22 protein-coding genes are annotated in these 22,777 nt (G+C 67.8%); 15 read left to right on the top strand and 7 right to left on the bottom strand.

What is annotated here, in order from left to right:
* Positions 1 to 129: 129 nt before the first annotated feature.
* The 7 genes from ssd to UC32_RS06720 all read left to right on the top strand — a co-directional run bounded on the left by ssd (position 130) and on the right by UC32_RS06720 (position 5,402).
* Entirely contained in the window at positions 130 to 1,329 is a 1,200-nt protein-coding gene (ssd, locus tag UC32_RS06690) for a septum site-determining protein Ssd (protein WP_235423608.1), read from the top strand.
* Positions 1,326 to 2,624, top strand: coding sequence for a TadA family conjugal transfer-associated ATPase (locus tag UC32_RS06695; RefSeq protein ID WP_200896332.1), 1,299 nt, complete (start codon positions 1,326 to 1,328; stop codon positions 2,622 to 2,624). Before ssd ends, UC32_RS06695 begins: the two co-directional genes overlap by 4 nt.
* Entirely contained in the window at positions 2,621 to 3,436 is an 816-nt protein-coding gene (locus UC32_RS06700) for a hypothetical protein (protein ID WP_045730456.1), read from the top strand. The genes UC32_RS06695 and UC32_RS06700 overlap by 4 nt, the downstream gene beginning before the upstream one ends.
* Positions 3,433 to 4,041 (top strand): type II secretion system F family protein, encoded by a 609-nt coding sequence (locus UC32_RS06705; protein WP_045730457.1) that lies wholly within the window; start codon positions 3,433 to 3,435, stop codon positions 4,039 to 4,041. The genes UC32_RS06700 and UC32_RS06705 overlap by 4 nt, the downstream gene beginning before the upstream one ends.
* Positions 4,042 to 4,210: 169 nt before the next feature.
* Entirely contained in the window at positions 4,211 to 4,552 is a 342-nt protein-coding gene (locus UC32_RS06710) for a DUF4244 domain-containing protein (RefSeq protein WP_045730458.1), read from the top strand.
* Positions 4,549 to 5,010 (top strand): TadE family protein, encoded by a 462-nt coding sequence (locus UC32_RS06715; RefSeq protein WP_327077615.1) that lies wholly within the window; start codon positions 4,549 to 4,551, stop codon positions 5,008 to 5,010. Before UC32_RS06710 ends, UC32_RS06715 begins: the two co-directional genes overlap by 4 nt.
* Positions 5,007 to 5,402, top strand: a complete 396-nt coding sequence (locus UC32_RS06720; RefSeq protein WP_045730459.1) for an Rv3654c family TadE-like protein — start codon at positions 5,007 to 5,009, stop codon at positions 5,400 to 5,402. The genes UC32_RS06715 and UC32_RS06720 overlap by 4 nt, the downstream gene beginning before the upstream one ends.
* Before the next feature lie 43 nt (positions 5,403 to 5,445).
* Here the strand turns inward: UC32_RS06720 and UC32_RS06725 are convergent, their stop codons facing one another.
* Positions 5,446 to 7,833 carry a DEAD/DEAH box helicase gene (locus UC32_RS06725; protein WP_045730460.1) on the bottom strand — a complete coding sequence of 796 codons (2,388 nt, stop codon included), beginning with the start codon at positions 7,831 to 7,833 and terminating at the stop codon, positions 5,446 to 5,448.
* An 85-nt stretch (positions 7,834 to 7,918) separates the two neighbouring features.
* Positions 7,919 to 8,611: a GNAT family N-acetyltransferase gene (locus UC32_RS06730; RefSeq protein WP_045730461.1), complete on the bottom strand. Its 693-nt coding sequence runs from the start codon at positions 8,609 to 8,611 to the stop codon at positions 7,919 to 7,921.
* 116 nt (positions 8,612 to 8,727) lie between these two features.
* Here UC32_RS06730 and trhO point away from each other — a divergent pair, with 116 nt between their 5' ends.
* Positions 8,728 to 9,621: an oxygen-dependent tRNA uridine(34) hydroxylase TrhO gene (trhO, locus tag UC32_RS06735; protein ID WP_045730462.1), complete on the top strand. Its 894-nt coding sequence runs from the start codon at positions 8,728 to 8,730 to the stop codon at positions 9,619 to 9,621.
* Positions 9,622 to 9,665: 44 nt separating this feature from the next.
* On the opposite strand, the gene UC32_RS06740 is transcribed toward trhO, so the two are convergent.
* Entirely contained in the window at positions 9,666 to 10,142 is a 477-nt protein-coding gene (locus UC32_RS06740) for a hypothetical protein (RefSeq protein WP_045730463.1), read from the bottom strand.
* A gap of 196 nt (positions 10,143 to 10,338) precedes the next feature.
* Entirely contained in the window at positions 10,339 to 10,842 is a 504-nt protein-coding gene (locus tag UC32_RS06745; RefSeq protein ID WP_045730464.1) for a hypothetical protein, read from the bottom strand.
* A 44-nt stretch (positions 10,843 to 10,886) separates the two neighbouring features.
* Between UC32_RS06745 and UC32_RS06750 the strand changes: the two genes are divergently transcribed.
* The 5 genes from UC32_RS06750 to proC all read left to right on the top strand — a co-directional run bounded on the left by UC32_RS06750 (position 10,887) and on the right by proC (position 17,948).
* On the top strand, positions 10,887 to 12,536 hold the full coding sequence (locus UC32_RS06750; protein WP_045730465.1) for a DUF7059 domain-containing protein: 1,650 nt from the start codon (positions 10,887 to 10,889) through the stop codon (positions 12,534 to 12,536).
* A 134-nt stretch (positions 12,537 to 12,670) separates the two neighbouring features.
* A complete protein-coding gene (topA, locus tag UC32_RS06755; protein ID WP_045730466.1) occupies positions 12,671 to 15,409 on the top strand; it encodes a type I DNA topoisomerase in 2,739 nt (912 codons plus the stop codon).
* 52 nt (positions 15,410 to 15,461) lie between these two features.
* Positions 15,462 to 15,881 carry an SseB family protein gene (locus UC32_RS06760; protein WP_045730467.1) on the top strand — a complete coding sequence of 140 codons (420 nt, stop codon included), beginning with the start codon at positions 15,462 to 15,464 and terminating at the stop codon, positions 15,879 to 15,881.
* 7 nt (positions 15,882 to 15,888) lie between these two features.
* Entirely contained in the window at positions 15,889 to 16,878 is a 990-nt protein-coding gene (locus tag UC32_RS06765) for a Ppx/GppA phosphatase family protein (protein ID WP_045730468.1), read from the top strand.
* Between the two features lie 236 nt (positions 16,879 to 17,114).
* A complete protein-coding gene (gene proC / locus UC32_RS06770) occupies positions 17,115 to 17,948 on the top strand; it encodes a pyrroline-5-carboxylate reductase (protein ID WP_045730469.1) in 834 nt (277 codons plus the stop codon).
* Between the two features lie 7 nt (positions 17,949 to 17,955).
* Here proC and UC32_RS06775 read toward each other — a convergent pair whose 3' ends face one another.
* Both UC32_RS06775 and UC32_RS06780 read right to left on the bottom strand, forming a co-directional pair.
* On the bottom strand, positions 17,956 to 18,594 hold the full coding sequence (locus UC32_RS06775; protein ID WP_171059109.1) for a potassium channel family protein: 639 nt from the start codon (positions 18,592 to 18,594) through the stop codon (positions 17,956 to 17,958).
* Positions 18,595 to 18,634: 40 nt separating this feature from the next.
* On the bottom strand, positions 18,635 to 20,068 hold the full coding sequence (locus UC32_RS06780; RefSeq protein ID WP_015938301.1) for a TrkH family potassium uptake protein: 1,434 nt from the start codon (positions 20,066 to 20,068) through the stop codon (positions 18,635 to 18,637).
* A 104-nt stretch (positions 20,069 to 20,172) separates the two neighbouring features.
* Between UC32_RS06780 and UC32_RS06785 the strand changes: the two genes are divergently transcribed.
* Positions 20,173 to 21,384, top strand: a complete 1,212-nt coding sequence (locus UC32_RS06785; protein WP_045730470.1) for an acetoin utilization protein AcuC — start codon at positions 20,173 to 20,175, stop codon at positions 21,382 to 21,384.
* A 77-nt stretch (positions 21,385 to 21,461) separates the two neighbouring features.
* Positions 21,462 to 22,127: an ArsR/SmtB family transcription factor gene (locus tag UC32_RS06790; protein WP_045730471.1), complete on the top strand. Its 666-nt coding sequence runs from the start codon at positions 21,462 to 21,464 to the stop codon at positions 22,125 to 22,127.
* 3 nt (positions 22,128 to 22,130) lie between these two features.
* Here UC32_RS06790 and UC32_RS06795 read toward each other — a convergent pair.
* The coding region (locus UC32_RS06795) for an alpha-hydroxy acid oxidase (protein WP_045730503.1) at positions 22,131 to 22,777 on the bottom strand (647 nt) is incomplete at its 5' end.

Below are 22,777 nucleotides of genomic sequence, written 5' to 3' on the forward strand. Positions count from 1 at the left end.
GCTCCAATTGTGCACGCTTGGCGGGACGCTTCCGTACGGCGGTGCACGTCCTCCTTATCCACGTCCCCCTTATCCACATAGCCGCCGGCGGACCTTACCCGCTGCCGCACCGGCGTGGAGAGTGGCTCCATGAGCAGGCACCAGATACTTCCTCCACCGTCGGGGCACGGCCCTGCAGGGTCCGCCGCACATGCGCCGGGCTCCCCACATCCAGGCGCGTCGCGTGGACCCGCCGGACCAGCGGACGGGTCCAATGACGCGTGGCTGCCCGACGCCTCCGGAGAAGTGCTGCTGGTGACGGCGTCGGCTTTCCTCCGCTCGGAGGTGGAACGGATTGTTGCTGCCGCCGGTGGCCGCCTGCGCGTGGCGGCGGATGCGGCAGAGGGCGGCCGTCACTGGGACGGGGCGGCGGCGGTGCTGGTAGGCAGTGACATCCGGGAGCTGCCGCCCCGCCGGCGGGCGCCTGCCGTCCTCGTCGGCCTGGACGGCGAGGGGGACAGCCTGTGGCACCTGGCCGCTGCGCTTGGAGCCGAACGCGTCGCCGTGCTCCCGGATGCTGCCGCCTGGCTGGCGGACCATTTGAGCCGCTCACGGTCGCCGGGACCCGGGGGCCTGGTTCTCGGCGTGACCGGTGGCTGTGGCGGTGCGGGCGCCACCACGGCGGCCATCTGGATTGCGCAGGCAGCGGCGGGCATGGGGGCGCGGGTGCTGCTGGTGGACGGCGATCCCTGGGGCGGCGGGCTGGAACTGGCTATCGCGGCCGAGGACTACCCTGGTTTGCGCTGGCCGGATCTGTCCGACGCCCGGGGCAGTATCGACCCCCTTCAGCTGGCCGACTCCCTGCCTGTGTCCGGCGGTTTCTCGTTCCTGTCCTGGCCGGCAAGCCGCGAACAGCCCGATCAGGTGGCAGCGCCCACTGCCGCCGGTGTCCTGGACGCTGCCCGGCGGGGTTACGAGCTGGTGGTGGTGGATATCGGCCGCCGTGCCGAGCCGCTGACAACGTTCGCCTGGGACTGCGACCGCATCTTCGTGGTGGTGCCGGCCCAGCTGAAGGCAGCCGTCGCCGCGGTACGGCTGCTGCAGGAATTCCCGCCCGTGGAAGCGTCAGTGCTGGTGCGGGGCAAACCCGGGGCTGCCATTGACGGTCCGCTCCTCGCAGATGCCGTCGGGCTTCCCGTCCTGGGCCGGGTGCCGGAACTGCGTGGAATGACAGCCGCCGTGGAGTCCGGAAGGCTCCTGGATCTTGGCAGGCGGCGCAGCGTGCGGCGCTTCGCCGGCACGGTACTCGATTCCCTCGGTGACGGCCTGCCCGTGGGAGGGCAGGTATGACGCCGGGCGAAGGGGACGCACCCGGGGCTGTTGCGGCACCCCCTGGCGTTCCCACGGTTCCGCCACGGTCCCGGCGAAGTGCCCGGATCCTCGAAGGGCAGCGGCGCGGACCCCACCCGGGCGGGACGCCGGCCCGGGGCCGTCCCGTCGACGCGGGGCTCCTGGAATCGGTGCGCGAATCGATGATGGCCGAGGCCGGGGCCGTGACTCCGTCCCGGGTGGCCGCCGCGGTCCAAGCCACGGGCAAGCTGCTGGGAACTGCGGGAGCGCTGGCCGCAGTGGAACGGATCAGCGCGGAACTCAACGGACTGGGTCCCCTGCAGGAGCTCACCCGGGACCCCGCAGTGACGGACATCTTCGCCAATGCTCCGGACTCAGTATGGGTTGACCGGGGGCGCGGCATCGAACGGGTGGCCGTGGCGTTCGAAGGCGAATCCCAGCTGCGGGCGCTCGCGTGCAGGCTGGTGGCGGCGGGCGGGAGGCGGCTGGATGACGGGTCGCCCTGCGTTGATGTCCGACTCCCGGGCGGCTACCGTGTCCACGCTGTTTTGCCGCCGGTCTCCACGGCAGGGACCCTGTTGAGCATCCGCATCCGGCGCGAGCGCGTTTTCGGCATGGACGAACTGCAGGCGGGAGGAATGTTCAGCTGGCCGGTCAGGGATGTCCTGGAGAAGGTACTGGAGCGGAGGCTGAGCTTCCTGGTCAGCGGCGCCACCGGCTCCGGGAAGACCACCCTGCTCTCAACCCTGCTGGGGTTGTGTGCGCCGGGGGAGCGGCTCGTCCTCATTGAGGACGCCTCGGAACTGAACCCCGTCCACCCACACATCGTGTCCCTGGAATCCAGGCACGGGAACCTGGAAGGTGGCGGCGAGGTGGACCTGGGCGAACTGGTGCGGCAGGCCCTGCGCATGCGCCCGGACAGGCTGGTGGTGGGTGAATGCCGCGGCGCCGAGGTCCGCGAGCTCCTTACTGCCATGAACACAGGCCACAGCGGTGGAGGCGGCACCATCCACGCCAACACGGCGGCCTCGGTTCCGGCCAGGCTCACTGCACTGGGTGCCCTGGCAGGGATGAGTCCTGACGGTGTTCGGCTGCAGGCAGCCAGCGCGTTGGACGTGGCCATCCACGTCGAACGGACGCCCCGGGGACGGGAAGCCACGTGCATCGGAGTTTTCGTCGATTCCCGGGAGGGGCTGACAGTGGTGCCGGCCCTGGAAAGTGCGGCCGGTGTCCCGGGGCCAGCGTGGCCAGTGTTGGCCGCGCGGCTCGGCATGGATCCGGAGGACATCCGGTGATTGTCCTGCTGGCGCTTGCCCTGTCCCTGGCGGCGCTGCTGCTGCTCAAGCCGCCCCGGGGTGCTGCCGCAAGGCTGCGCCGTGCCGTGGGCCAGCACCCCGGCCGGGCCACCGATCTGTTGGGCGGATCCGCGCGCAGGCGGTGCCCGCGCCGTGGACACCGGGCATCGGGGCAGAACGCAGCGGTGGGGGCACCGCTGACAGTCCTGGTGCAGCAGCTGGCTGCGCTGCTCAAAGGCGGCCGGACACCCGCCAGGCTCTGGGACGAACTCTGGATCGTTTATGGAACGGACGGCCCGCAACCATCCGCAGCGGATGCCGCTGCCGGGCGGGCCGGGGGCGGGCTGTCGGACGGTTCCCTGGCACTCCTGGCCGCAGCACGCGGTGCAGCGGCACGGGGCACACCGGTGTCGGCGGCCATCAGGCGGGCGCTGCCGGAGGTGCTTCCCGGCAGACGCCGGGAAGCACGGATCTGGTCCGAGCTGGCCGCCTGTTTCGATATCGCCGAGGCCAGCGGATGCCCCCTCGCTGATGTGCTCACCCGCTTTGCTGCCCAGCTCGAGGTGGAATCCGACGCCGATGCGGCGCGCCAGACAGCCCTTGCCGGTCCCAAAGCCACAGTCACGCTGCTGACCTGGCTGCCGTTGATGGGCCTGGGGCTCGGGATGGCACTGGGTGTTGACCCGCTGGCAATGCTGTTGGGCACGCCCCTTGGCCTGGCTGCCTTACTGGGCGGAGCGGCCCTGACCGTTGCGGGCCGGCTCTGGTCCTCGCGCCTGGTAGCAACTGCCGCAGGAACCGGGAAGCTGTGACGGGCCCCGGCATCACGTCACTGGGGCTGTTCGCCGTGCTTGCCGCCGCAGTGTTCCTGGCCTGCGCCGGACGCAGCAGCGCCCGGACACGGCTCCGCATCCTCGGATTGCATGGTCCGGACCCCGGGCACGCGTCAGTAACCCCGGAGGCCCGCAACCGGGCCGGACCCGGACTCGCAGACACCGCCATGATGCTCGAACTCGTGGCGGCCATGCTCGACGCCGGCTCCAGCATCGGCCGCGCCCTGGAACTGGTTTCCGTGTCCGCATCTACCAAGTACAGCGAGTCTTTGCGGCCCGTGGTATCCGCCCTGGCCATCGGTGCCGACTGGGAGACGGCCTGGCGCAGCTCCGCCGTCCGGCAGCCCGACATCCTGGAGTTGCGGGATGCGCTGGGTTTCGCTGCGCTGACTGGCGCGCCGTCGTCGGCCATCCTCTACGCCCAGGCGGCCAGGCTCCGCAGGGAACGGTTCCGGGCCGCCGAAAAGCGTGCCGCGTCGCTGGGCGTGAAGCTCGTTATTCCGCTGGGGTTGTGTTCGCTGCCTGCCTTCATCTGCCTCGGCGTGGTTCCGGTACTGCTGGCCCTGGTGCCGTCGGGGTCCTGACCGTTGAAGGGACCCAGCCGTCCTCAGCCAGCTGCCGTCCAGTCCTCCACAGCGGCACGCAGCCGCTGCTTATCCACTTACCGCAACAGGGACCTTACCGGCCGCCGCACGCGCCGGAAGAGTCGTCACCAGCCGGAAGAACCTCCGGCGCTACGGAAGGAAGAAGCACATGTCCATGAACCACCACCGTCACACCGTCGCCGGTACGTCCGCACTCTCCGCCCGGCCCGTTCCCACAGGCATCGCAGGCCCGCCACAGTCCATCGGCCGCTCACGGGACAGCACCCTGCCGGCGAACGTCGTGGAGCTGCGGCCCGGGGCCGGTACGTCCCGCCGCCGGCGGCGTTCCGTCCGGCTGATGGGGTCGGAAGCCGGAATGGCCACCGCCGAGTACGCCATCGCCACCCTCGCCGCGGTCGGATTCGCAGGCCTGCTGGTGTTCATCCTCCGCAGCGACGAAGTCCGGGGTTTCCTGCTGAACCTGATCCGTACGGCACTGGCGTTGCCGTGACAGCTGCGCCGGCCGTGCCGGATGCACCGGCCGCGCGGGGAGCAACTCCGCGGCGCGCGAATGCTGCAGCTGCGTGCAGGGGTGCGGTCACAGCCGAGTTCGCCGTCACCCTTCCCGTCGTGGTGGCCTTGTTGGCCATGCTCCTGGCAGGATCCGCCGCCGGTGTCACGCAGCTGCGGATCGAAGAGGGAGCGCGGTCGGGCGCCAGGGCACTGGCCAGGGGTGAAGACCCTGCCACTGTGGCGCGGACCGTCCGCACCCTCGCCGGTGAAACGGCGGCGGCCACGGTGGCGGCCGAGGGCGAATGGTTCAACGTCACGGTGACAGACCGCGTGGGAGGCCCATTGGGAACATCCATCCCGTGGACCCTCACCGCCCGGGCGTCCACCCGCACGGAGCGCACTGGCAGTGTGCCCGCAGGGAGCAGCGGGCTCACCGACGGAAAGGGGAACAGGTGACAGCGGGCCTTACGGGTCAACGCCGTAGTCAGCAGGCCCGCCCGGATCCCGGCCACAGGGAACGGGGATCGGGCACCGTCCTTGCTGCCGGGCTGGCGTTGGTGGTCCTGATGGCAGCTGTGCTGGTGATGCTGCTGGCCCAGGCTGCGGTGCAGGCCAGCCGTGCAGCGTCGGCCGCGGACCTGGCAGCGCTCGCAGGGGCCGATGCCCTGCGGGGAATCTCGGCAGGCGCGCCCTGTTCCGTGGCCAACGACGTCGCCTCCCGGCACGCGGCACGGGTCCTCAGCTGCATAGAAGGTCCAGGGCAGACCCTGGAGGTCCGGACGGAACTGAAGGAAAGATCGATGCTGGGCTCGGCCACCGGGCGCGCACGTGCGGGACCGCCGCCCTAAGCTGCCTTTGGCCACGGCCACGGCCACAGTCGCGGCCGGGAACCTAGGAAAGCCGGGATCCTGTGTCCGGCTGTTCAACCGTGGTGGACTCTGTGGCGTCCTTCAGCAGGACGCCCAGGAGCGTGATTGCAGCCGCCTTGTCCAGTGGATTGTTCTTGTTGCCGCACTTGGGTGACTGGACGCAGGATGGGCACCCGGACTCGCACTCGCAGGCTTCGATGGCAGCACGGGTGGCCGCCAGCCACACCTTGGCCTTCTCGAAACCGCGCTCCGCAAAGCCGGCGCCGCCGGGGTGCCCGTCGTACACAAAGATGGTGGGCACCCCGGTGTCGGCGTGCAGGGCCGTCGAGACGCCGCCGATGTCCCAGCGGTCGCTGGACGCCACCAGCGGCAGCAGGCCTATCGCGGCATGTTCGGCAGCATGCAGGGCCCCGGGGAACTGAGCCTCGATCAGGCCAGCGGCAGTGAGCGAACGATTGTCCACCACGAACCAGACCGCCTTCGTAAACAGGTCCCTTGCCCCGAGTTCGAGCGGCTCCTCGCCCAGGATTTCGTTGGAGATCAGGGCCTTGCGCTGGAAGGAGACAACCTGGGTGGTGACTTTCACGTCACCGAAGTGGACGGTGATGTCGCCCCACTGCATTGTCCGCTGCGTCTCCAGCACCTCGATCTGGGTGACGTCCCGGGCCGTGGTGTAGTAATCCGGGTTGGCCCGACGGACCACCACGCAGTGGTCCTCCTCGTTCAGGTCTTCCACCACATAGCTGTCGCCCTGGTGGATGTACACGGCCCCGTTGTGCGCCTGGTAGTGGGTCTGGGGAGAGTCCATGGTGCCCAGCAGCGAGCCGGTATCCGCGTCCACGATGCTGACGGGACCGCCGCCGTCGGCCCTCAAATTGACCATGGCCGCCGCGCTCTGGGGGTGGGTCCAGAACCAGCCGGCCGGGCGCCGGCGCAGGTAGCCCTGCGCCACCAGCCGGTCCAGCAAGCCCTCGGCAGTGTCGCCGAACAGGCCCAGCTCGCCGGGTCCGAGGGGCAACTCGGCCGCGGCCGCGCAGAGGTGGGGCCCCAGCACGTAGGGGTTGGCGGGGTCGAACACCGTGGCTTCCACCGATACGTCGAAAATTGCCTCGGGGTGGTTCACCAAAAAGGTGTCCAGGGGATCGTCACTGGCCACAAAGGCCGCGATGGCATCCTGCCCGGCCCGGCCCGCACGCCCGATCTGTTGGAACAGCGATGCCCTGGTGCCGGGCCAGCCCGCCACCAGCACGGCGTCCAGCCCGGATATGTCGATGCCCAGTTCCAGTGCGGACGTGCTGGAAACCCCCAGCAACTGGCCTGACCGCAGGGCCTTCTCCACTGCACGGCGTTCCTCCGGCAAGTAGCCGGACCGGTAGGCGGCCACCCGCTGCGGGAGGCTGGGGTCCACCTCGTCCAGCAGGCGCTTGGTGATGGTTGAAATGGTTTCGGCTCCGCGCCGCGACTTGATGAACGCGATGGTCCGGACTTGGGCCGAGACGAGGTTGGCCAGCAGGTCCGCGGTTTCGGCCACAGCAGTGCGCCGTTCCTTGGCCCCGTTTTCACCGCGCAGTTCGGTCAGCGCGGGCTCCCAGAACGCCACAGTGGTGGAACCGTGGGGTGAGGCGTCCTGGGAGACGGCCTTTACCGGTGCCCCGATCAGCCGGGAAAAGGACGTGTCGGGGTCGGACGCTGTGGCGGACGCGGCAATGAAGACCGGCTCAGGGAAGGAACTGCCGGCCCCGTAGTAGGCGCAGATCCGGCGGAGCCGCCGCATCAGGTTGGCCACATGGGAGCCGAACACGCCGCGGTAGCTGTGGGCCTCGTCCACGATGACGTACCGGAGGCGGCGGAAGAAGCCTGCCCACCAGGCATGGTTGGGCAGGATGCCGAAGTGCAGCATGTCCGGGTTGGCCAGGATGAAGTTGGCGTGGTCCCGGATCCAGCGCCGGGACGCGGGGTCGGTGTCGCCGTCGTAGGTTTCGGCCCGGACGGTGGGCAGCCTGAGCGAGCGGATGGCGTTCAGCTGGTCTGCTGCCAGGGCCTTGGTGGGGGAGAGGTACAGGGTGACCGCTCCGTCGTCGTGAATCTTCCCCGGCTCGGCCAGTACCCGCAGCTCGGACCGGTGGATGGCGTCCAGTGCCGGCAGCTGGTAGGCAAGCGACTTCCCAGAGGCCGTTCCGGTGGCCACCACCACGTGGCCGCCGCCATGGGCGATGTCTGCCGCCTCCACCTGGTGCCGGTACGGCTCCCCGATGCCCAGCGTGCCGTAGGCCGCCACCAGGTCCGGGTGTACCCAGTCCGGCCACGGCTCATGGACCGCCGCGCGGGCGGGAATGGTCCGGACATGACGCAACTGCTCCGGGTCCGGGCCGCGGCCCAGCAACGGGATCAGGGAGTCATGGGGATTCACCCCAACATTGTTTCACCCGGTACGGACACCGCCGGCCGGGTTCGCCATAGGGGGAACGGTCCCCGTGCGCGGCTCGGCGGCGGAGTCAGCTCAGGGACAGGTCCGAACCGTCGTGCGAGGCCGAGAGCATCAGCACCTGCGAAACAGTGCTCCACCCCAGGTGGGAATACAGCTTCTGGCCGTCCATGGAAGCCAGCAAAAGCCCGGTCTGCACATCGTGCTCGAAAGCCTGTGCTGCCAGCGCCCGCATGATGAAGCTGCCCAGTCCGCGGCGCTGGAACGCCGGCTCGGTGATGATTTTGTCGAAGACGGCCGTCTCGCCCACCACGAAGACCCTGCCGCTGGCGGCAAGCGCCTCACCGGACTTGACCTCGGCATAGTGCACGCCATGGTGGGTGGACGTGGTGAGGGAGAGGTCGTCGTCGGAAAGCCAGGGGTCCTCGGCATCCTGGGTTTCCATGTCCACGATCATCATGGTCTGCGAATCGGAGGTGACGTTCAGCCCGTGCCTGGCCGCCAGCGCAGAGTACCGGGGAATGTCATTGGTGAGGATGGTCAGGACCCTGGGCGCGGCCTCCGCAGTTCTCGCGGCCAGCTCAGCGAACTCCTGGTCAGTGGGGTCGGCGGCGAAGTATTCCCATTCCCCGCTGGTGTCGGACCGGAGCGCGGCGGGGAAGCGGCCCTCGGTGGAGGTCTGGTACCCGCGGCAGCCGGCCCAGCCCGCCACCCACACTTCAAGAAGGCCAGTGATGTCTTCAATCAACGTTTCCGGACTCATGGCATGAAGACTATGCCAGCCCGATCACAAGCAACAGGGTGCGCCCCAGAGCTTATGCAATTCGTGATGGAGCGATCGCGGACACTGTCTGTGGAAAGACGGATACCCTTAAATACGTGGCTTTGAACCGAATCGTCCTTTTTTACGGCTTTACCCCCCTCCCGGATCCCGACGCAGTGCGGCTGTGGCAGCGTGCCCTCTGCGAGAAGCTGGGCCTGACCGGCAGGATCATCATCTCCAAGGACGGCATCAACGCCACCGTGGGCGGCGAGATCGGTGCGGTCAAGCAGTACGTCAAGACCACCCGAGAATACAAGGGTTTCCACGGCATCGACGTGAAGTGGTCCGACGGCGGGGCGGAAGACTTCCCCCGGCTGAGCGTCAAGGTGCGCGACGAGATCGTCTCCTTCGGCGCCCCCGGTGAGCTCACGGTTGACGCCGGTGGCGTGGTGGGCGGCGGAACGCACCTGAAGCCTGAGGAACTGCACGAACTGGTGGCCGCCCGGAAGCAGTCCGGCGATGAAGTGGTCTTCTTCGACGGCCGCAACGCCTTCGAGGCCCAGATCGGCAGGTTCAAGGACGCCGTGGTGCCGGATGTGGCCACCACCCACGACTTCATCAAGGAACTGGACTCCGGCAAGTACGACGCCCTGAAGGACAAACCGGTAGTCACGTACTGCACCGGTGGAATCCGCTGCGAAGTCCTGTCCAGCCTCATGGTCAACCGCGGCTTCAAGGAGGTCTACCAGCTGGACGGCGGGATCGTTCGCTACGGCGAGGCCTTCAAGGACCAGGGCCTGTGGGAGGGCTCGCTGTACGTCTTCGACAAACGCATGCACCTCGAATTCAGCGACGAAGCCAAAACCATCGGCGAATGCGTCCGCTGCAAGGCGCCCACCAGCAAGTTCGAAAACTGCTCGAATCCCAACTGCCGCACCCTCACGCTCTACTGCGCGGACTGCGCCGCCAGCCCGGAAACCCTCCGCTGCCCCGGGGGCTGCGCCGCCTGATCGGTTGTGCTGCCTGGCAGGTTGCGCCGTCGCAGCCTGCCTCCTTACAACTTGCGGAGCCGGAACGCGTAGTTGGCTCCCGTCTTGGCCTCCACCGTGACTGTCAGTGCAGTGGGTGCCGAAAGGTAGATGACGTTCTCGCGGTTGATGCCACACCGCAGGCCCAAATCCACCAGGGTCAGGGTGTCGCTGCTGACGGTGAAGTTGACGCGGCGCTGGCTCCGGCAGGCCAGGGTCAACGCGTAGGTCCCTGATTCCAGCGAAGGCGAGGCGTCGGACCGCACCTCGCCGGCGGCCAGCACGCCGGCGCCGAGGTGGACGGCGGGCTGCGGGGCCTCCGGCAGGGTGCGGGCCACCCAGCCGTCCAGCTCATCCTGGCCCACGGGGTCACGTGTCAGCGGATCCCTGGTGAAGAGGGGACCAGGGGCGGCGGTTGCCTCGGCCGCCGCCGACGCGGCGTAGCTGCGGCCGTCGTCGTACGTGTATTCGCAGCCGGCCACCGCCAGGCCGGCCGCCAGCACAACACCAACGACGGCGCCGGCCGGCTTCCGTGCCGGTGCCGACCGTGTTCTCGCTCGTACAGTCCCGTGGGCTGTCCCCGGAAATGTCCCTAAGGGGGACGCTCCCAGGGGACTGGGCACGGAGAATCTCCGCACACTGGGCATACCCCGACTTTATGCCTGCGGGCGCCCGCCTGCCAGAGCAGTAACCACCGTATTAACGCGCTGCCGCCGGAACCAGCTGATAGGCGTAAATGAGCGGCGCATCAACGCTTGAGGTGCTGATTTCCAGCCTGCCCGCTTCGGGCAACGCCACCTTGGACGTCTCCTTGCTGCCGTTGCAGGCAGCCCCTGCTTCGGTGATTTCTGCCCCGTTCAACGACACCGCGAAGAAGGCCTTTCCCCCGCCGTCACAGGTGGCCGTCAGTGTGTAGTTGCCCGCGGGGACGGCGGCCGCCTCGCGCACGATGCGGTCGCGGTTGAGGATCTTGCCGGCGTCGTCAAGGACCGAGTCCGGGGCCGTGGGGAGCGCGGTGGTGCGCCACTGCGGAACATCGGCGTTTTCCACCGAAACAACTGACGAGCAGCCGGCCAGGGCCAGGGCAGCCAGCGCGGCAGCAGCGGCAGTGACGGCCTTCAGCTTCGGCCCGCCTGACCGTTCCGGAGGGTGGGCTGCGGACCGCACGCGGGCATGCGCCAGGAAGGGAAGGCTGGAAGGCATGCCTCAACGCTACCTGCTGTCCGGTCCCGGACTAAACTTGTCCGGTGCCTGAATCCCCCTTTGAGTTCACAGCCGGCAACACCCCCGACGCACCCCGCAGCGACCAGCCCCATCTGCTGCGGGCGCTCGCCGCGGACCTGCGGCGGCTGGACTACACCCTTGACGGCGTCGCGGGCCTCCTGGGTCCGTCCGCGTCCGCCGCGCTCAACCGGGACCAGATCATCCCGGCGATGCTGGCGGTGGAGCGTGCCGTCCGGGAGGACGCCGCAGCGGCGCCCCTGGCCGCCGTCGTAAGCCTCTGGCTCCTGGCCGAACCGCAGGAGAGGGCAACGCTCGACGCCGCCCTGCCGGGCATCCGCGCGGAAGGGCTGGAAGAGCTGGGGCTGCTGCAGCCCGTGCCCGGCACCGGCCGCCTGTCCGCGAAAGCGGACCTGCGGCCCTACGGCTGGGATAAAAATCAAGACGGCAGCGGCGGCGCCGAACTGTGGGTGGCAAGCGACCTCGCAGCGCACCAGCAGGCCGGCGTCCTGCGGCACGACCACGTCCTGGGCATCGGGCAGGCTTCCACCACCCTGGTGCAGGCCACCGTCCGCCGGCACACCGCCCGGGCCCTGGACCTGGGAACCGGCTGCGGAATACAGTCCTTCCACCTGCTGCACCACTGCGAGCACGTCACCGCAACGGACATTTCCGAACGTGCGCTGGCGTTCACCCGCTTCAACATCCTCCTTAACGCTGAGGCCCTCTCGGTCGATCCGGACCGGTTGGCTGACCGGGTGAGCCTGCGGCTCGGCTCGCTCCTGGAGCCCGTGGCGGGCGAGGAGTTCGGCCTGGTGGTGTCCAACCCGCCCTTCGTCATCACCCCGCGCAGTGCCGGCGAGGATGCCGCGGACCAGTTCACGTACCGCGACGGCGGCCTGCCCGGCGATGACATTGTCGCCTCCCTCGTGGCGGACCTGCCCACCGTGCTTGCGCCCGGCGGGACGGCCCAGATGCTCGGCAACTGGGAAGTGGCTGCGGGCACTGAATGGCACGACCGGCCACAGTCATGGGTCCGGCCCGGTACCGACGCCTGGTTCATCCAGCGCGAGCGGGTCAGTCCCGAACAGTACGCCGAGACCTGGCTACAGGACGCCTCCGAGGGCAGGGACCGGGACCACTACCGCGACGCCTACGGGGCCTACCTTGCCGACTTCGCGTCCCGGGACGTCGAAGGCATCGGCTTCGGCATGGTGTGGCTCCGGCGCCCCGCGGTTGAAACTGCCAATGCGCAGCCCGTCCTCCGCCGCTTCGAGGAAATCACGTACCCCATCGAGCAGCCCGTCGGCCCCCACCTGGGCGCCGCCGTCGAACGCAGCGACTGGCTGGCGGCGCACTCGGTGGCGGACACTTTCCTGCTGGTGGCAGGCGACGTCACGGAGGAGCGCCACCAGCGGCCCGGCGCCGAGCACCCGGGCGTGATCCTGCTGCGGCAGGGTGCCGGGCTGCGGCGCACCAACCTCCTCAGCACCGAACTGGCAGGGTTCGTGTCAGCGTGCGACGGCGACCTGACCGCCGGCCAGATCGCCGGCGCCCTTGAGGCGCTGCTGGGCAGCGGGGACGACGGTTCAGGGGAGGGCTCCTTCCGCGGCAGGCTGCTGGCCGACGTCGAAAACCTGGTCCGCGACGGCTTCCTCATGCCGGCCGAAAACTGACCTTCCGCCGGTGGTCTCGGCGCCCCTTCCGGCACCCCCCGTTTTCCACATGAATGCGCAGGATTGTCCAAAATATGGTGAACTAGGCCAATATGGGCTCATCTGCCCCAGCAACCTTTTTCTGTAGGAGCACCGTGCCAAGCAAGGCCAAAACCGGCAAGAAACTCGTGATTGTGGAGTCTCCGGCCAAGAGCAAGACCATCGCCAAGTACCTCGGCGAGGGCTTCATTGTTGAGGCCTCCATCGGTCACATCCGCGACCTTCCGCAGCCGTCGGAGCTCCCCGCCGAACTGAAGAAGACCTCGGTGGGCAAGTTCGCCGTCGACATCGACCACGACTTCAAGCCTTACTACGTGGTGTCCCCGGACAAGAAGAAGAAGGTGACCGAGCTCAAGGCTGCGCTCAAGGACGCCGACGAACTTTACCTCGCAACCGATGGGGACCGCGAGGGCGAAGCCATCGCGTGGCACCTGCTGGAAGTGCTCAAGCCGAAGGTCCCGGTCTACCGGATGACCTTCGGTGAAATCACCAAGGAAGCCATCCAGCGTGCCATGGGCAACCTGCGCGACGTGGACCAGGACCTGGTGGACGCACAGGAAACCCGCCGTATCCTGGACCGCCTGTACGGGTACGAAATCTCCCCGGTGCTGTGGCGCAAGGTGGCCCGAGGCCTCTCCGCCGGCCGCGTCCAGTCCGTAGTTACCCGCATGGTGGTGGACCGCGAACGTGAGCGCATGGCCTTTAAGGCCGCGTCCTACTGGGACCTGACCGGACAGTTCGGCGCGGATTCCGGTTCGTTCAAGGCGAAGCTGGCCTCCGTGGACGGCGCCAAGGTTGCCACCGGCCGCGATTTCAACGACGACGGCGTCCTGACGTCCAAGAACGTGGCCCACCTCAACGAGGAGCTGGCCGCGTCGCTGGCAGCCGGGCTCCAGGACGCCCCCTTTACGGTCCGTTCCGTGGAGACGAAGCCGTACACCCGCCGTCCGGCCGCGCCGTTCACCACCTCCACGCTGCAACAGGAGGCAGGCCGCAAGCTGCGCTTTTCCTCCAAGAGCACCATGCAGATCGCCCAGCGGCTGTATGAAAACGGCTATATCACTTATATGCGTACCGACTCCTCGGCGCTGAGCGACGAAGCCGTGACGGCGGCCCGCCGCCAGGCCTCCGAGCTTTACGGTCCCGAGTACATTCCCGGTTCCCCCCGCGTCTACTCCAACAAGGCAGCCAACGCGCAGGAAGCACACGAGGCCGTCCGCCCCGCCGGTGACTCATTCCGGACTCCCGCGCAGGTTGCTTCGCAACTCCGCGGCGACGAGTTCCGCCTCTACGAGCTGATCTGGAAGCGCACCGTGGCCTCGCAGATGGCGGACGCCAAGGGCTCGACGGCGACCATCCGCCTGGGTGCCGTGGCTGTCAGCGGCGACGCTGCCGGCCGCGATGCCGAGTTCAGCGCCTCCGGCACCGTCATCACGTTCCCGGGTTTCCTGGCCGCATATGAGGAAGGCAAGGACGAAAGCCGCGGCGACGACGACTCCGACGAAGCCCGCCGCCTGCCCAACGTGGCCAAGGGCGACTCGCTGAAGGCCTCCGACATTGTGGCAGTGGGCCACGAAACCTCGCCGCCCCCGCGCTACACCGAAGCGTCCCTGACGGCCGAGCTGGAAAAGAAGGGCATCGGCCGCCCCTCCACGTACGCCTCCACCATCTCCACCATCCAGGACCGCGGCTACGTCCGGAAGCAGGGCTCCGCGCTGGTGCCCAGCTGGATCGCCTTCTCCGTGATCCGCCTGCTCGAACAGCACTTCTCGGATTACGTGGACTACGAGTTTACGGCTGACATGGAAGGCGACCTGGACAAGATCGCCAACGGCCAGGCCGCCGGCACCTCCTGGCTGCGGCACTTCTACTTCGGTGAAGACTCGGACCCGGGCCTGCTGAGCATTGTGAACAACCTCGGTGAGATCGACGCCCGCGAGATCAACTCCATTCCCATCACCGACCAGATCACGCTCCGGGTGGGCAAGTTCGGCCCCTACCTGGAAAGCTCCGCCGCCACGGTGGATCCCAAGACCGGCGAGATCGTTGAATCCCCGCGCGCCAACGTACCGGAGGACCTCGCCCCGGACGAGCTCACCGCGGCCAAAGCTGTGGAACTGATGGAGACGGCGGCGCCGGAGGAACGCGTCCTGGGCGCTGATCCGCACACCGGCCACACCGTCGTCGCCAAGAACGGCCGCTACGGCGCCTACGTCACAGAGGTCATTCCCGAGATGACCGAGGAACAGATCGCCGCCCAGCCGGTGGAGTACTACAAGAACGGCAAGCCGAAACCGCCCAAGAAGCCGGTCAAGGCCAAGCCCCGCACCGGGTCGCTGTTCAAGTCGATGACGGTGGAGTCCGTCACCCTGGACGAGGCGCTGCAGCTCATGAGCCTGCCCCGCGCGCTGGGGGAGGACTCCGAAGGAAACCTCATCACCGTCCAGAACGGACGGTTCGGCCCGTACCTGAAGAAGGGGACGGACTCCCGCTCCATCGGGACCGAAGAGGAAATCTTCACCATCACGCTTGAGCAGGCGCTGGAGATCTACTCGCAGCCCAAGCAGCGCGGTGCCCGTGCCGCGGTGCCGCCGCTGGCCGAGTTCGGTCCGGATCCGGTGTCGGAAAAGAACATCGTGGTGAAGGAAGGCCGGTTTGGCCCGTACATCACCGATGGCATCACCAACATCACGGTTCCGCGGGCCACATCGCTGGAAGAGCTCACTCGCGAACAGGCTGTGGAACTGCTCGCCGAGAAACGTGCCAAGGGACCGGTCAAACGGACCGCCACCCGCAAGGCGCCGGCCAAGAAAAAGGCAACAGCAAAGAAGTAGCAGAAGGGCCGGCGCGTTTGCGCCGGCCCTTTTATCGTGATCGGCTAGGGGAATGACTGAACAGACCGGAATTGCCGATCCCACGCCGCTCAACGACCTCGAGGAGAAGCTGGCCACGGGCAACGAGCCCGACGCGAACCCAGTGGACGTCATCCTGTCGTTCCTGAACAGCGAGGTCTACATCATCAGCTCCGACGGCATCGAGGTCGAGGACTCACAGGTGGAACCCCTGGTCCTGGCCAACTCCGAGGGAGCCCCCGTGCTGGCCGTCTTCTCGCACCCCACCCGGGTGGACCAGCAGTACCTGGAAGCAGCGCCCAACGTCCTGGGAACCCAGGGCGCGGCCATCATTGCCAACATCGGCGAGGAGCTGGGCCTGGTGATCAACCCCGGCGCAGCCTACGGCTTCGAGATCAACCCGGAAGGCGTGGCGAACATCAAGCGCGACTTCAAGCGCGCTGACGAGCAATAATGTCACCATGCGGCTAGGCGTCCTCGATATCGGGTCAAACACTGTCCACCTCCTGCTGGTGGATGCCCACCCCGGGGCGCGGCCGCTGCCGTTCGCCTCCCACAAGCGTCCGCTGTCGCTGGTGCAGTACCTGGAACCGGACGGCAGCATCAGCGACGAAGGACAGCACGAGCTCACCGAGTTCGTCCTGGAAGCCTGGGAGTTCGCTGCCCGCCACAAGGCCGAGGACCTCTTGGCCTTTTGTACGTCCGCCATCCGCGAGGCCACCAATGGCCCCGAGGTCCTGGCGCGCGTCAAGCACGAGACCACTGTGACGCTGCAGGAACTGACCGGCAGCGAAGAGGCCTCCATGACGTTCTTTGCCGTCAGGCGCTGGCACGGCTGGGGCGCCGGTCCCATCCTGAACCTGGACATCGGCGGCGGCTCCTTCGAAATGGCTTTTGGCCAGGACGAGCTTCCCGAGGTCGCAACGTCGGTGCCGCTGGGAGCCAGCAGGCTCACACGGGACTGGTTGGACGAGGACCCGCCCTCGGCCAAAAGCGTCAAGGAACTGCGGCGCTACATCCGGTCAACGCTGAAGCCTGCCGTCCGCGAGTTCGATGGCCTGGGCAGGGCCAACCTGGTGGCCGGAACATCGAAGACCTTCCGCTCACTGGCCCGCATCGCCGGTGCTGCTCCCAGCGCGGCCGGCCCCTACGTCAAACGGGAACTGAACGCCACGGACCTCGGCGTGTGGGCGCAGCGAATTTCAGCCATGAAGGCCGAGGACCGGCTGCACCTCCCCGGCGTCTCCGAGGCGCGGGCGCACCAGCTCCTGGCCGGTGCGCTGGTGGCGGAGGCCGCCCTGGAGCTGTTCAAGTTCAAGAAGCTCCGGATCTGCCCTTGGGCCCTGCGTGAAGGCCTCATCCTGCGCCGGCTGGACCAGCTGGTGTTCGACGGGCCGCTTGAGCCTGCGCCGCACATTGCGGCGCCGCCAGCCGTGCAGCCCACGTTCTAACGAACCGCGCAGCCGACGTTCCAAAGGACCGGTTAAAAGCGGAAGCACCGGGGCGGCAACAGGAAAATGGGGGAAAACCTGTTGCCGCCGCCGGTGCCTTGGCAGGCATCCCCATGCCTGCCGCATCACTCGCACCCTCAATGAGGTAATAACTACAGTAGGACCGCAAGTTGTGCGCTCCCTGCACTGAACATGGGAGTTGCCTGTGAATGGGGGCGGCCTGCAATGATGGAGCCATGAGCAACCGAATCGCATTCCTTGGCTGTGGGTCCATGAACGAAGCCATCCTCGGCGGCCTGGTGGAAGCCGGCACCAACCCGGCGGACATCGTGGCGACAGTCCGCCGGGCCGAGCGTGCCGCTGAACTGGCCGAGCGGTACCACGGCATCACCGCGATCGCCGGCGAGGAGGAACCGGACAACAACCGGCAGGCCGCGAAAGGGTCCGCCGTCGTGATCCTTGGCGTCAAACCGGTGGGCATCGCGGACCTGGCCCGGGAAATCAGCCCCGCGCTCACCCCGGACACCATCGTGGTCAGCGTCGCTGCGGCGGTCTCCATCGCCCAGCTCGAAGCCGCACTCCCGGCGGGGCAGCCGGTCATCCGGACCATGCCCAACACCCCTTCGAAACTGGGCCGCGGCGTCATCTCCGTCTCGCCAGGCACCAACTGCACACCCGGCCAGCTCCAGCAGGTAAAGGACCTCTTCCACGGAGCGGGGACCGTCGTCGAAGTGCCCGAGGAACAGGTGGATGCGCTGTCCGCCATCAGCGGCTCCGGCCCCGCCTACGCCTTCTACCTGGCGGAGGCCATGGCTTCCGCGGGGGAGGAACTGGGCCTGGACCGCGAACTCGCCGTGCTGCTGGCGCGGGAGACGGTGGCTGGGGCCGGCTTCATGCTGGCAGAGCCCGGCGCGGATCCGTCGGTACTGCGCAAGTCCGTGACAAGCCCCAACGGCACCACCGAACGCGCCATTGCCACCTTCGATGAACAGGGCATTCCGTCCATCATCGCCGCCGGTGCGCGGGCAGCAGCGGACCGGGCAGCGGAAATCACCAGGCAGCTCGGCTAGCAGAGGGCTAGGGGCGGGCGGCGAACCGCTCCAGCAGGTCCACGTGGCCTGAGACGATCAGCATGTCGCGGGAGGAAACCTTGGTCTCCGGGCGGGCGTAGGTGAAGTCCTCGCCCGGGGACTTCACCCCGACGATCGTCACGCCGTACTTCGAACGGACCTTGGACTCATCCAGGGTGAAGCCCACCGTTTCACGCGGCGGGTACATCTTGACGATGGCGAAGTCGTCGTCGAACTCAATGAAGTCGAGCATGCGGCCGGACACCAGGTGCGCCGCCCGGACACCGGCGTCGGCCTCCGGGTAGATCACGTGGTTGGCGCCGATCCGGGTCAGGATCTTGCCGTGGGACGGCGTAATGGCCTTCACCCACAGGTGCTCGATGCCAAGGTCCACCAGGTTCACCGTGATGAGTACCGAGGACTCGATGGAGGTGCCCACGCCCACCACTGCCGAGCTGAACTCCTGCGCACCGAGCTGGCGCAGGGCGTCGATATTGGTGGCGTCCGCCTCCACCACGTGGGTCAGCAGCGGAGCCCACTTCTGAACCAGGCTCCGGTCCCGCTCGATCGCCAGGACCTCGCGGCCCTGCTTGACCAGTTGCTCTGCCGTGGACGAGCCGAAGCGGCCCAGCCCGATAACCAGCACCGGCGCGTTGTGGGCGGGGCGCCGGGAAGCTTCTGACGAACTAGCCAATGATGGGCCTCTCTTCGGGGTAGTGGTACAGCTGGCTGCGCTGGCGCAGTGCCAGGGCGGCGGCGAGGGTCACGGTGCCCACGCGGCCGGCGAACATGAGCGCGGTGAGGACGTAGACACCCTCGGGTGCCACTTCGGCGCTGAGCCCTGTGCTCAGGCCAACGGTGGCGAAGGCCGAAATCGTCTCAAACAGTACCCGGTCCAGGGACGCGCCGCTGATCTGCAGGAGCAGGAAGGCGGAGACGGAAACCAGCGTGGCGCCGGCAACGATCACGGAAATGGCCACCCGCATCGTGCCCTGCGGAATGGTCCGGCCGTAGACCTTCACGTCCGCGTCGCCGCGGGCTTCGGCAATGATGGCCAGGAACATGACGGCGATGGTGGTCACCTTGATGCCGCCCGCCGTCGACGCCGACCCGCCGCCGGCAAACATCAGCGCGTCCGTGAGCAGTTTGGTGGTGGATTCCATGTGGTTCTGGTCCACCAGGTTGAAGCCCCCTGATCGGGTCATGACGGAGGCGAAGAGCGAGTGGGTGATCTTGTCACCGAAGCCCATGGGCCCGATGGTGCGGGCGTTGTCCCACTCCATCAGTGCCCACAGGAACGCGCCGGCGGCCAGGAGGATGAAGGAGACCTGGATGGTGAGCTTGGTGTGCAGGTTCCATTTCTTCCAGTTCAGCCCGTTCTGCTGCAGCACCATCACCACCGGGAAGCCGAGGCTGCCCAGGAAGACGCCCACCATGAGTGGAATCAGGATCCACAAGTCCGTCTCGTAGGGCACGATGCCGTCCGAGTGCGGGGTGAAGCCGGCGTTGTTGAACGCTGAAATGGAATAGAAGATGCCGTGCCAGACGGACTGCCAGAAGGGCTCGCCGAGGGTGAGGAAACGGGGGATCAGGGTCAGGGCCAGGATGCCTTCGATGACCACCGACGTGGTGATGACGATGCGGAGCAGCGTACCCACCTCGCCGAGGCGGCCGGCGTTGTTCATGGACTCCGCGGCGATGATCTTGCCGCGCACGCCGAGCCGCTTGCTGACCATGAGCGCCAGGAGCGAGGCCAGGGTGAGGGTGCCCAAACCGCCGATGAAGATGCCCACCAGGATGACCAGCTGTCCGAAGAAGGACCAGTGGACAGCGGTGGACACCACGGTCAGCCCGGTGACACAGACCGCCGAGACAGCGGTGAACAGGGCCTGGTGGATGGGCGTGGCCGTTCCGGAGGCAGAAGACACCGGAAGGGACAACAGGAAGGTGAACACCAGGCACACCCCGGCGAACGCGCTGAGGGCGAGCCGGGCGGGGGAGGTGTTGGCGATGTCGTCGATGAAGTCGCGCAACCGGGTAAAGATCCAGAGGCCCTCCCGCTCCTGCGCTGGGGGGTGCCAGCTGGCCGGGGTCCGGGGCCTCGACTGGCTTTGCGTCATGTGTGGCTTTTCCTCGGTCGAATCTGCTTCCCCCAGTAGTAAACCACTAAAGGCCGCGTCATGGCCGGGCCGGCAGGGTGCCGTGCTCAGGTAGCCTGTGATTGATGACATACCTGCCCGGCCTCCGCCAGCCCGCGCCGCCAACGATGGTGGCATGGGGCGCTGACATGACGGCGTACAACTTTGGCCACGGGCATCCCATGGCGCCGGCGCGGATGGAGCTCACCGCGCGCCTGGCGGAAAGCCTGGGGCTGTTCAGCCTGGACCATGTGGCGGTGGAAGCGCCGGGCGTGGCAACGGACAGCGAACTCGAAGCAGTCCACTCGGCAGACTACGTGGCAGCGGTACGGAAGGTCAGTGCTGATCCGTCCACCCCCGACGAATCGAGGGGCCTGGGAACCGAGGACGACCCCGCGTTTGCCGGCATGCATGAGGCGTCCGCCCGACTGGCCGGCGGCTCGCTGCTGGCGGCGTCCCGGATCCTGGACGGCTCCGCCGTTCACGCCGTCAACTTCGGTGGCGGCATGCACCATGCCGCCCGGGACAGGGCCAGCGGGTTCTGCATCTACAACGATGCCGCGCTGGCCGTGCAGAAGCTGCTCGACGGCGGCGTCCGCAAGGTGGCGTACATCGACGTCGACGCCCATCACGGCGATGGAACGGAAAGCATCTTCTGGAACGATCCCCGCGTGCTGACTCTTTCCCTGCACGAATCGGGAATGACCCTCTTCCCCGGCACTGGCTTCGCCAACGAGATCGGCGGCCCGGGTGCCGAGGGGACAGCAGTAAACGTGGCCCTGCCCTCGGGCACGGGGGATGCCGGCTGGCTGCGGGCGTTTTACGCGGTGGTTCCCCAGGTGGTGGCCGCCTTCGAACCTGAGGTGATCGTGAGCCAGCACGGTTGCGATTCGCACCGGACGGATCCGCTGACCCACCTCAATCTCAGTGTGGACGGCCAGCGTGAGGCAGCGTCCGCCGTCGGGAACCTTGCTGCACAATTCTGCGGCGGACGGTGGATCGCCACCGGCGGCGGCGGATACAACGTGGTGGACGTGGTGCCCCGCGCCTGGAGCCACCTGGTGGCCATCGCGGCGGGCCGGCCTGTGCCCCTCCGGACCCCGGTGCCGCAGGACTGGCGCGACTACGTCGACGCCAAATACGGTGCCACAGCGCCGGAGCTGATGGGCGACGACGTTGAGCTGTGGTGGCGCTCATGGGAGGTTGGTTTCGACCCCAACGACGCCGTGGACCGCACGGTGATGGCCACCCGCAAGGCCGTTTTTCCGCTGCATGGACTGGACCCCTGGTTCGACTGACGTGGCCTCCGTCCCATTCCCCCCAGACCCCGAAATAGTTGATGCCTTTCGGCGTATATGTCGTTAGGGTGGGAGGCATGGTGACAGACGACGTATTTGCCGTCATTGCGGAATCAACCCGGCGGGACATCCTGGTTTCGCTGTGCAACGGGGACAAAGCCGTGGGCGAACTGGTGGAAGAACTGGCAGCAAGCCAGCCCACCATTTCCAAGCACCTGAAAGTCCTCCGCGAGGCGCAACTGGTGAGCATGCGGGCGCAGGGCCAAAAGCGCTACTACGCGCTGAACCGGAAGCCCCTTGAGGGCGTGGCCAGTTGGCTTGGGATGTTCGACGTCGGTGCCCTCGCCACAGTGCCCGAAGCCGCCGCCGCTGAAGGCACAGCCGGCACGAAGCCAGCAGGCTCAGCCGCGGACAAGCAAGCCGCGGCCACCGCTGTTCCGGAACCTGCAACGGAAGCTGCCCCCGCCGAGCCTGGTGCGGCCGCATGCGCTGCCGCAGAGCCAGCCGGCCTCGGCGAGGGGGCGCCCGAAGCAGTCCCCGCCGGCGCTGTGTCCGCTGATGTCCTGGTGCGCGACGGTGCGGAACTGAGTCCCGCCGTCGTCATTCCCGGCGGCACCTCGGCACCGCTCAGCGACGACAGCGTTCCGCAGCAGATCGGCAGGTCGGTGGGGCGTGCCGCCACCCGGGCCGCCGACCTGCTGGCCAACCTCCCCAACCTGCCGAAGTTCGGGCGCAAGAAGTAGGGCCTACTTCCCCAGCAGACGGACGTGCTCCGGCGACAGGTCGGCGATTCGGCTGACGCCGAGCAGCGCCATGGTGCGGGCCATGTCCTTTTCCAGGATCTGCAGCGTGCGGTCCACCCCGGCCCGGCCGCCGGCCATCAGGCCGTAGAGGTAGGCGCGGCCGATCAGCGTGAAGTCGGCGCCCAGGGCCAGCGCCGCCACGATGTCAGCGCCGCTCATGATTCCCGTGTCCAGGATGATGGCCGCGTCGGTGTTGTCCGCGGCGAAGGCCTGCCTGACCTCGGGGAGCAGGTGGAAAGGTATCGGTGCGCGGTCCAGTTGCCGGCCGCCGTGGTTGGACAGGACCACCCCGTCGGCGCCGTGGTCCACCACGCGGCGGGCGTCCTCCACGGTCTGGATGCCCTTGACCACCAGCTTGCCTTTCCAGGTTTCCCTGAGCCAGTCGAGGTCCTCGAACGTGAGGGTGGGGTCGAACATGGAGTTGATGAGGTCTGCCACGGTGCCGGTGTAGCGGGACAGCGAGGCGAAGGTCAGTGGCTCGTGGGTAAGGAAGTTGAACCACCAGGCGGGCCGGTAGGAGGCGTCCAGCACGGTTTTGAGGGTCAGCGCCGGCGGGATGGTCATGCCGTTCCGGACGTCGCGGAGGCGGG

Origin of the sequence: Pseudarthrobacter chlorophenolicus (assembly GCF_000962805.1) — a bacterium.
Lineage (GTDB): Bacteria > Actinomycetota > Actinomycetes > Actinomycetales > Micrococcaceae > Arthrobacter > Arthrobacter chlorophenolicus_A.

Coding starts and splice junctions, on each gene's coding strand:
- ssd (WP_235423608.1), top strand. CDS start 130: ATGAGCAGGCACCAGATACTTCCTCCACCGTCGGGGCACGGCCCTGCA.
- UC32_RS06695 (WP_200896332.1), top strand. CDS start 1,326: ATGACGCCGGGCGAAGGGGACGCACCCGGGGCTGTTGCGGCACCCCCT.
- UC32_RS06710 (WP_045730458.1), top strand. CDS start 4,211: ATGTCCATGAACCACCACCGTCACACCGTCGCCGGTACGTCCGCACTC.
- UC32_RS06730 (WP_045730461.1), bottom strand. CDS start 8,611: ATGAGTCCGGAAACGTTGATTGAAGACATCACTGGCCTTCTTGAAGTG.
- UC32_RS06745 (WP_045730464.1), bottom strand. CDS start 10,842: ATGCCTTCCAGCCTTCCCTTCCTGGCGCATGCCCGCGTGCGGTCCGCA.
- UC32_RS06760 (WP_045730467.1), top strand. CDS start 15,462: ATGACTGAACAGACCGGAATTGCCGATCCCACGCCGCTCAACGACCTC.
- UC32_RS06765 (WP_045730468.1), top strand. CDS start 15,889: ATGCGGCTAGGCGTCCTCGATATCGGGTCAAACACTGTCCACCTCCTG.
- proC (WP_045730469.1), top strand. CDS start 17,115: ATGAGCAACCGAATCGCATTCCTTGGCTGTGGGTCCATGAACGAAGCC.
- UC32_RS06780 (WP_015938301.1), bottom strand. CDS start 20,068: ATGACGCAAAGCCAGTCGAGGCCCCGGACCCCGGCCAGCTGGCACCCC.
- UC32_RS06785 (WP_045730470.1), top strand. CDS start 20,173: ATGACATACCTGCCCGGCCTCCGCCAGCCCGCGCCGCCAACGATGGTG.
- UC32_RS06790 (WP_045730471.1), top strand. CDS start 21,462: ATGGTGACAGACGACGTATTTGCCGTCATTGCGGAATCAACCCGGCGG.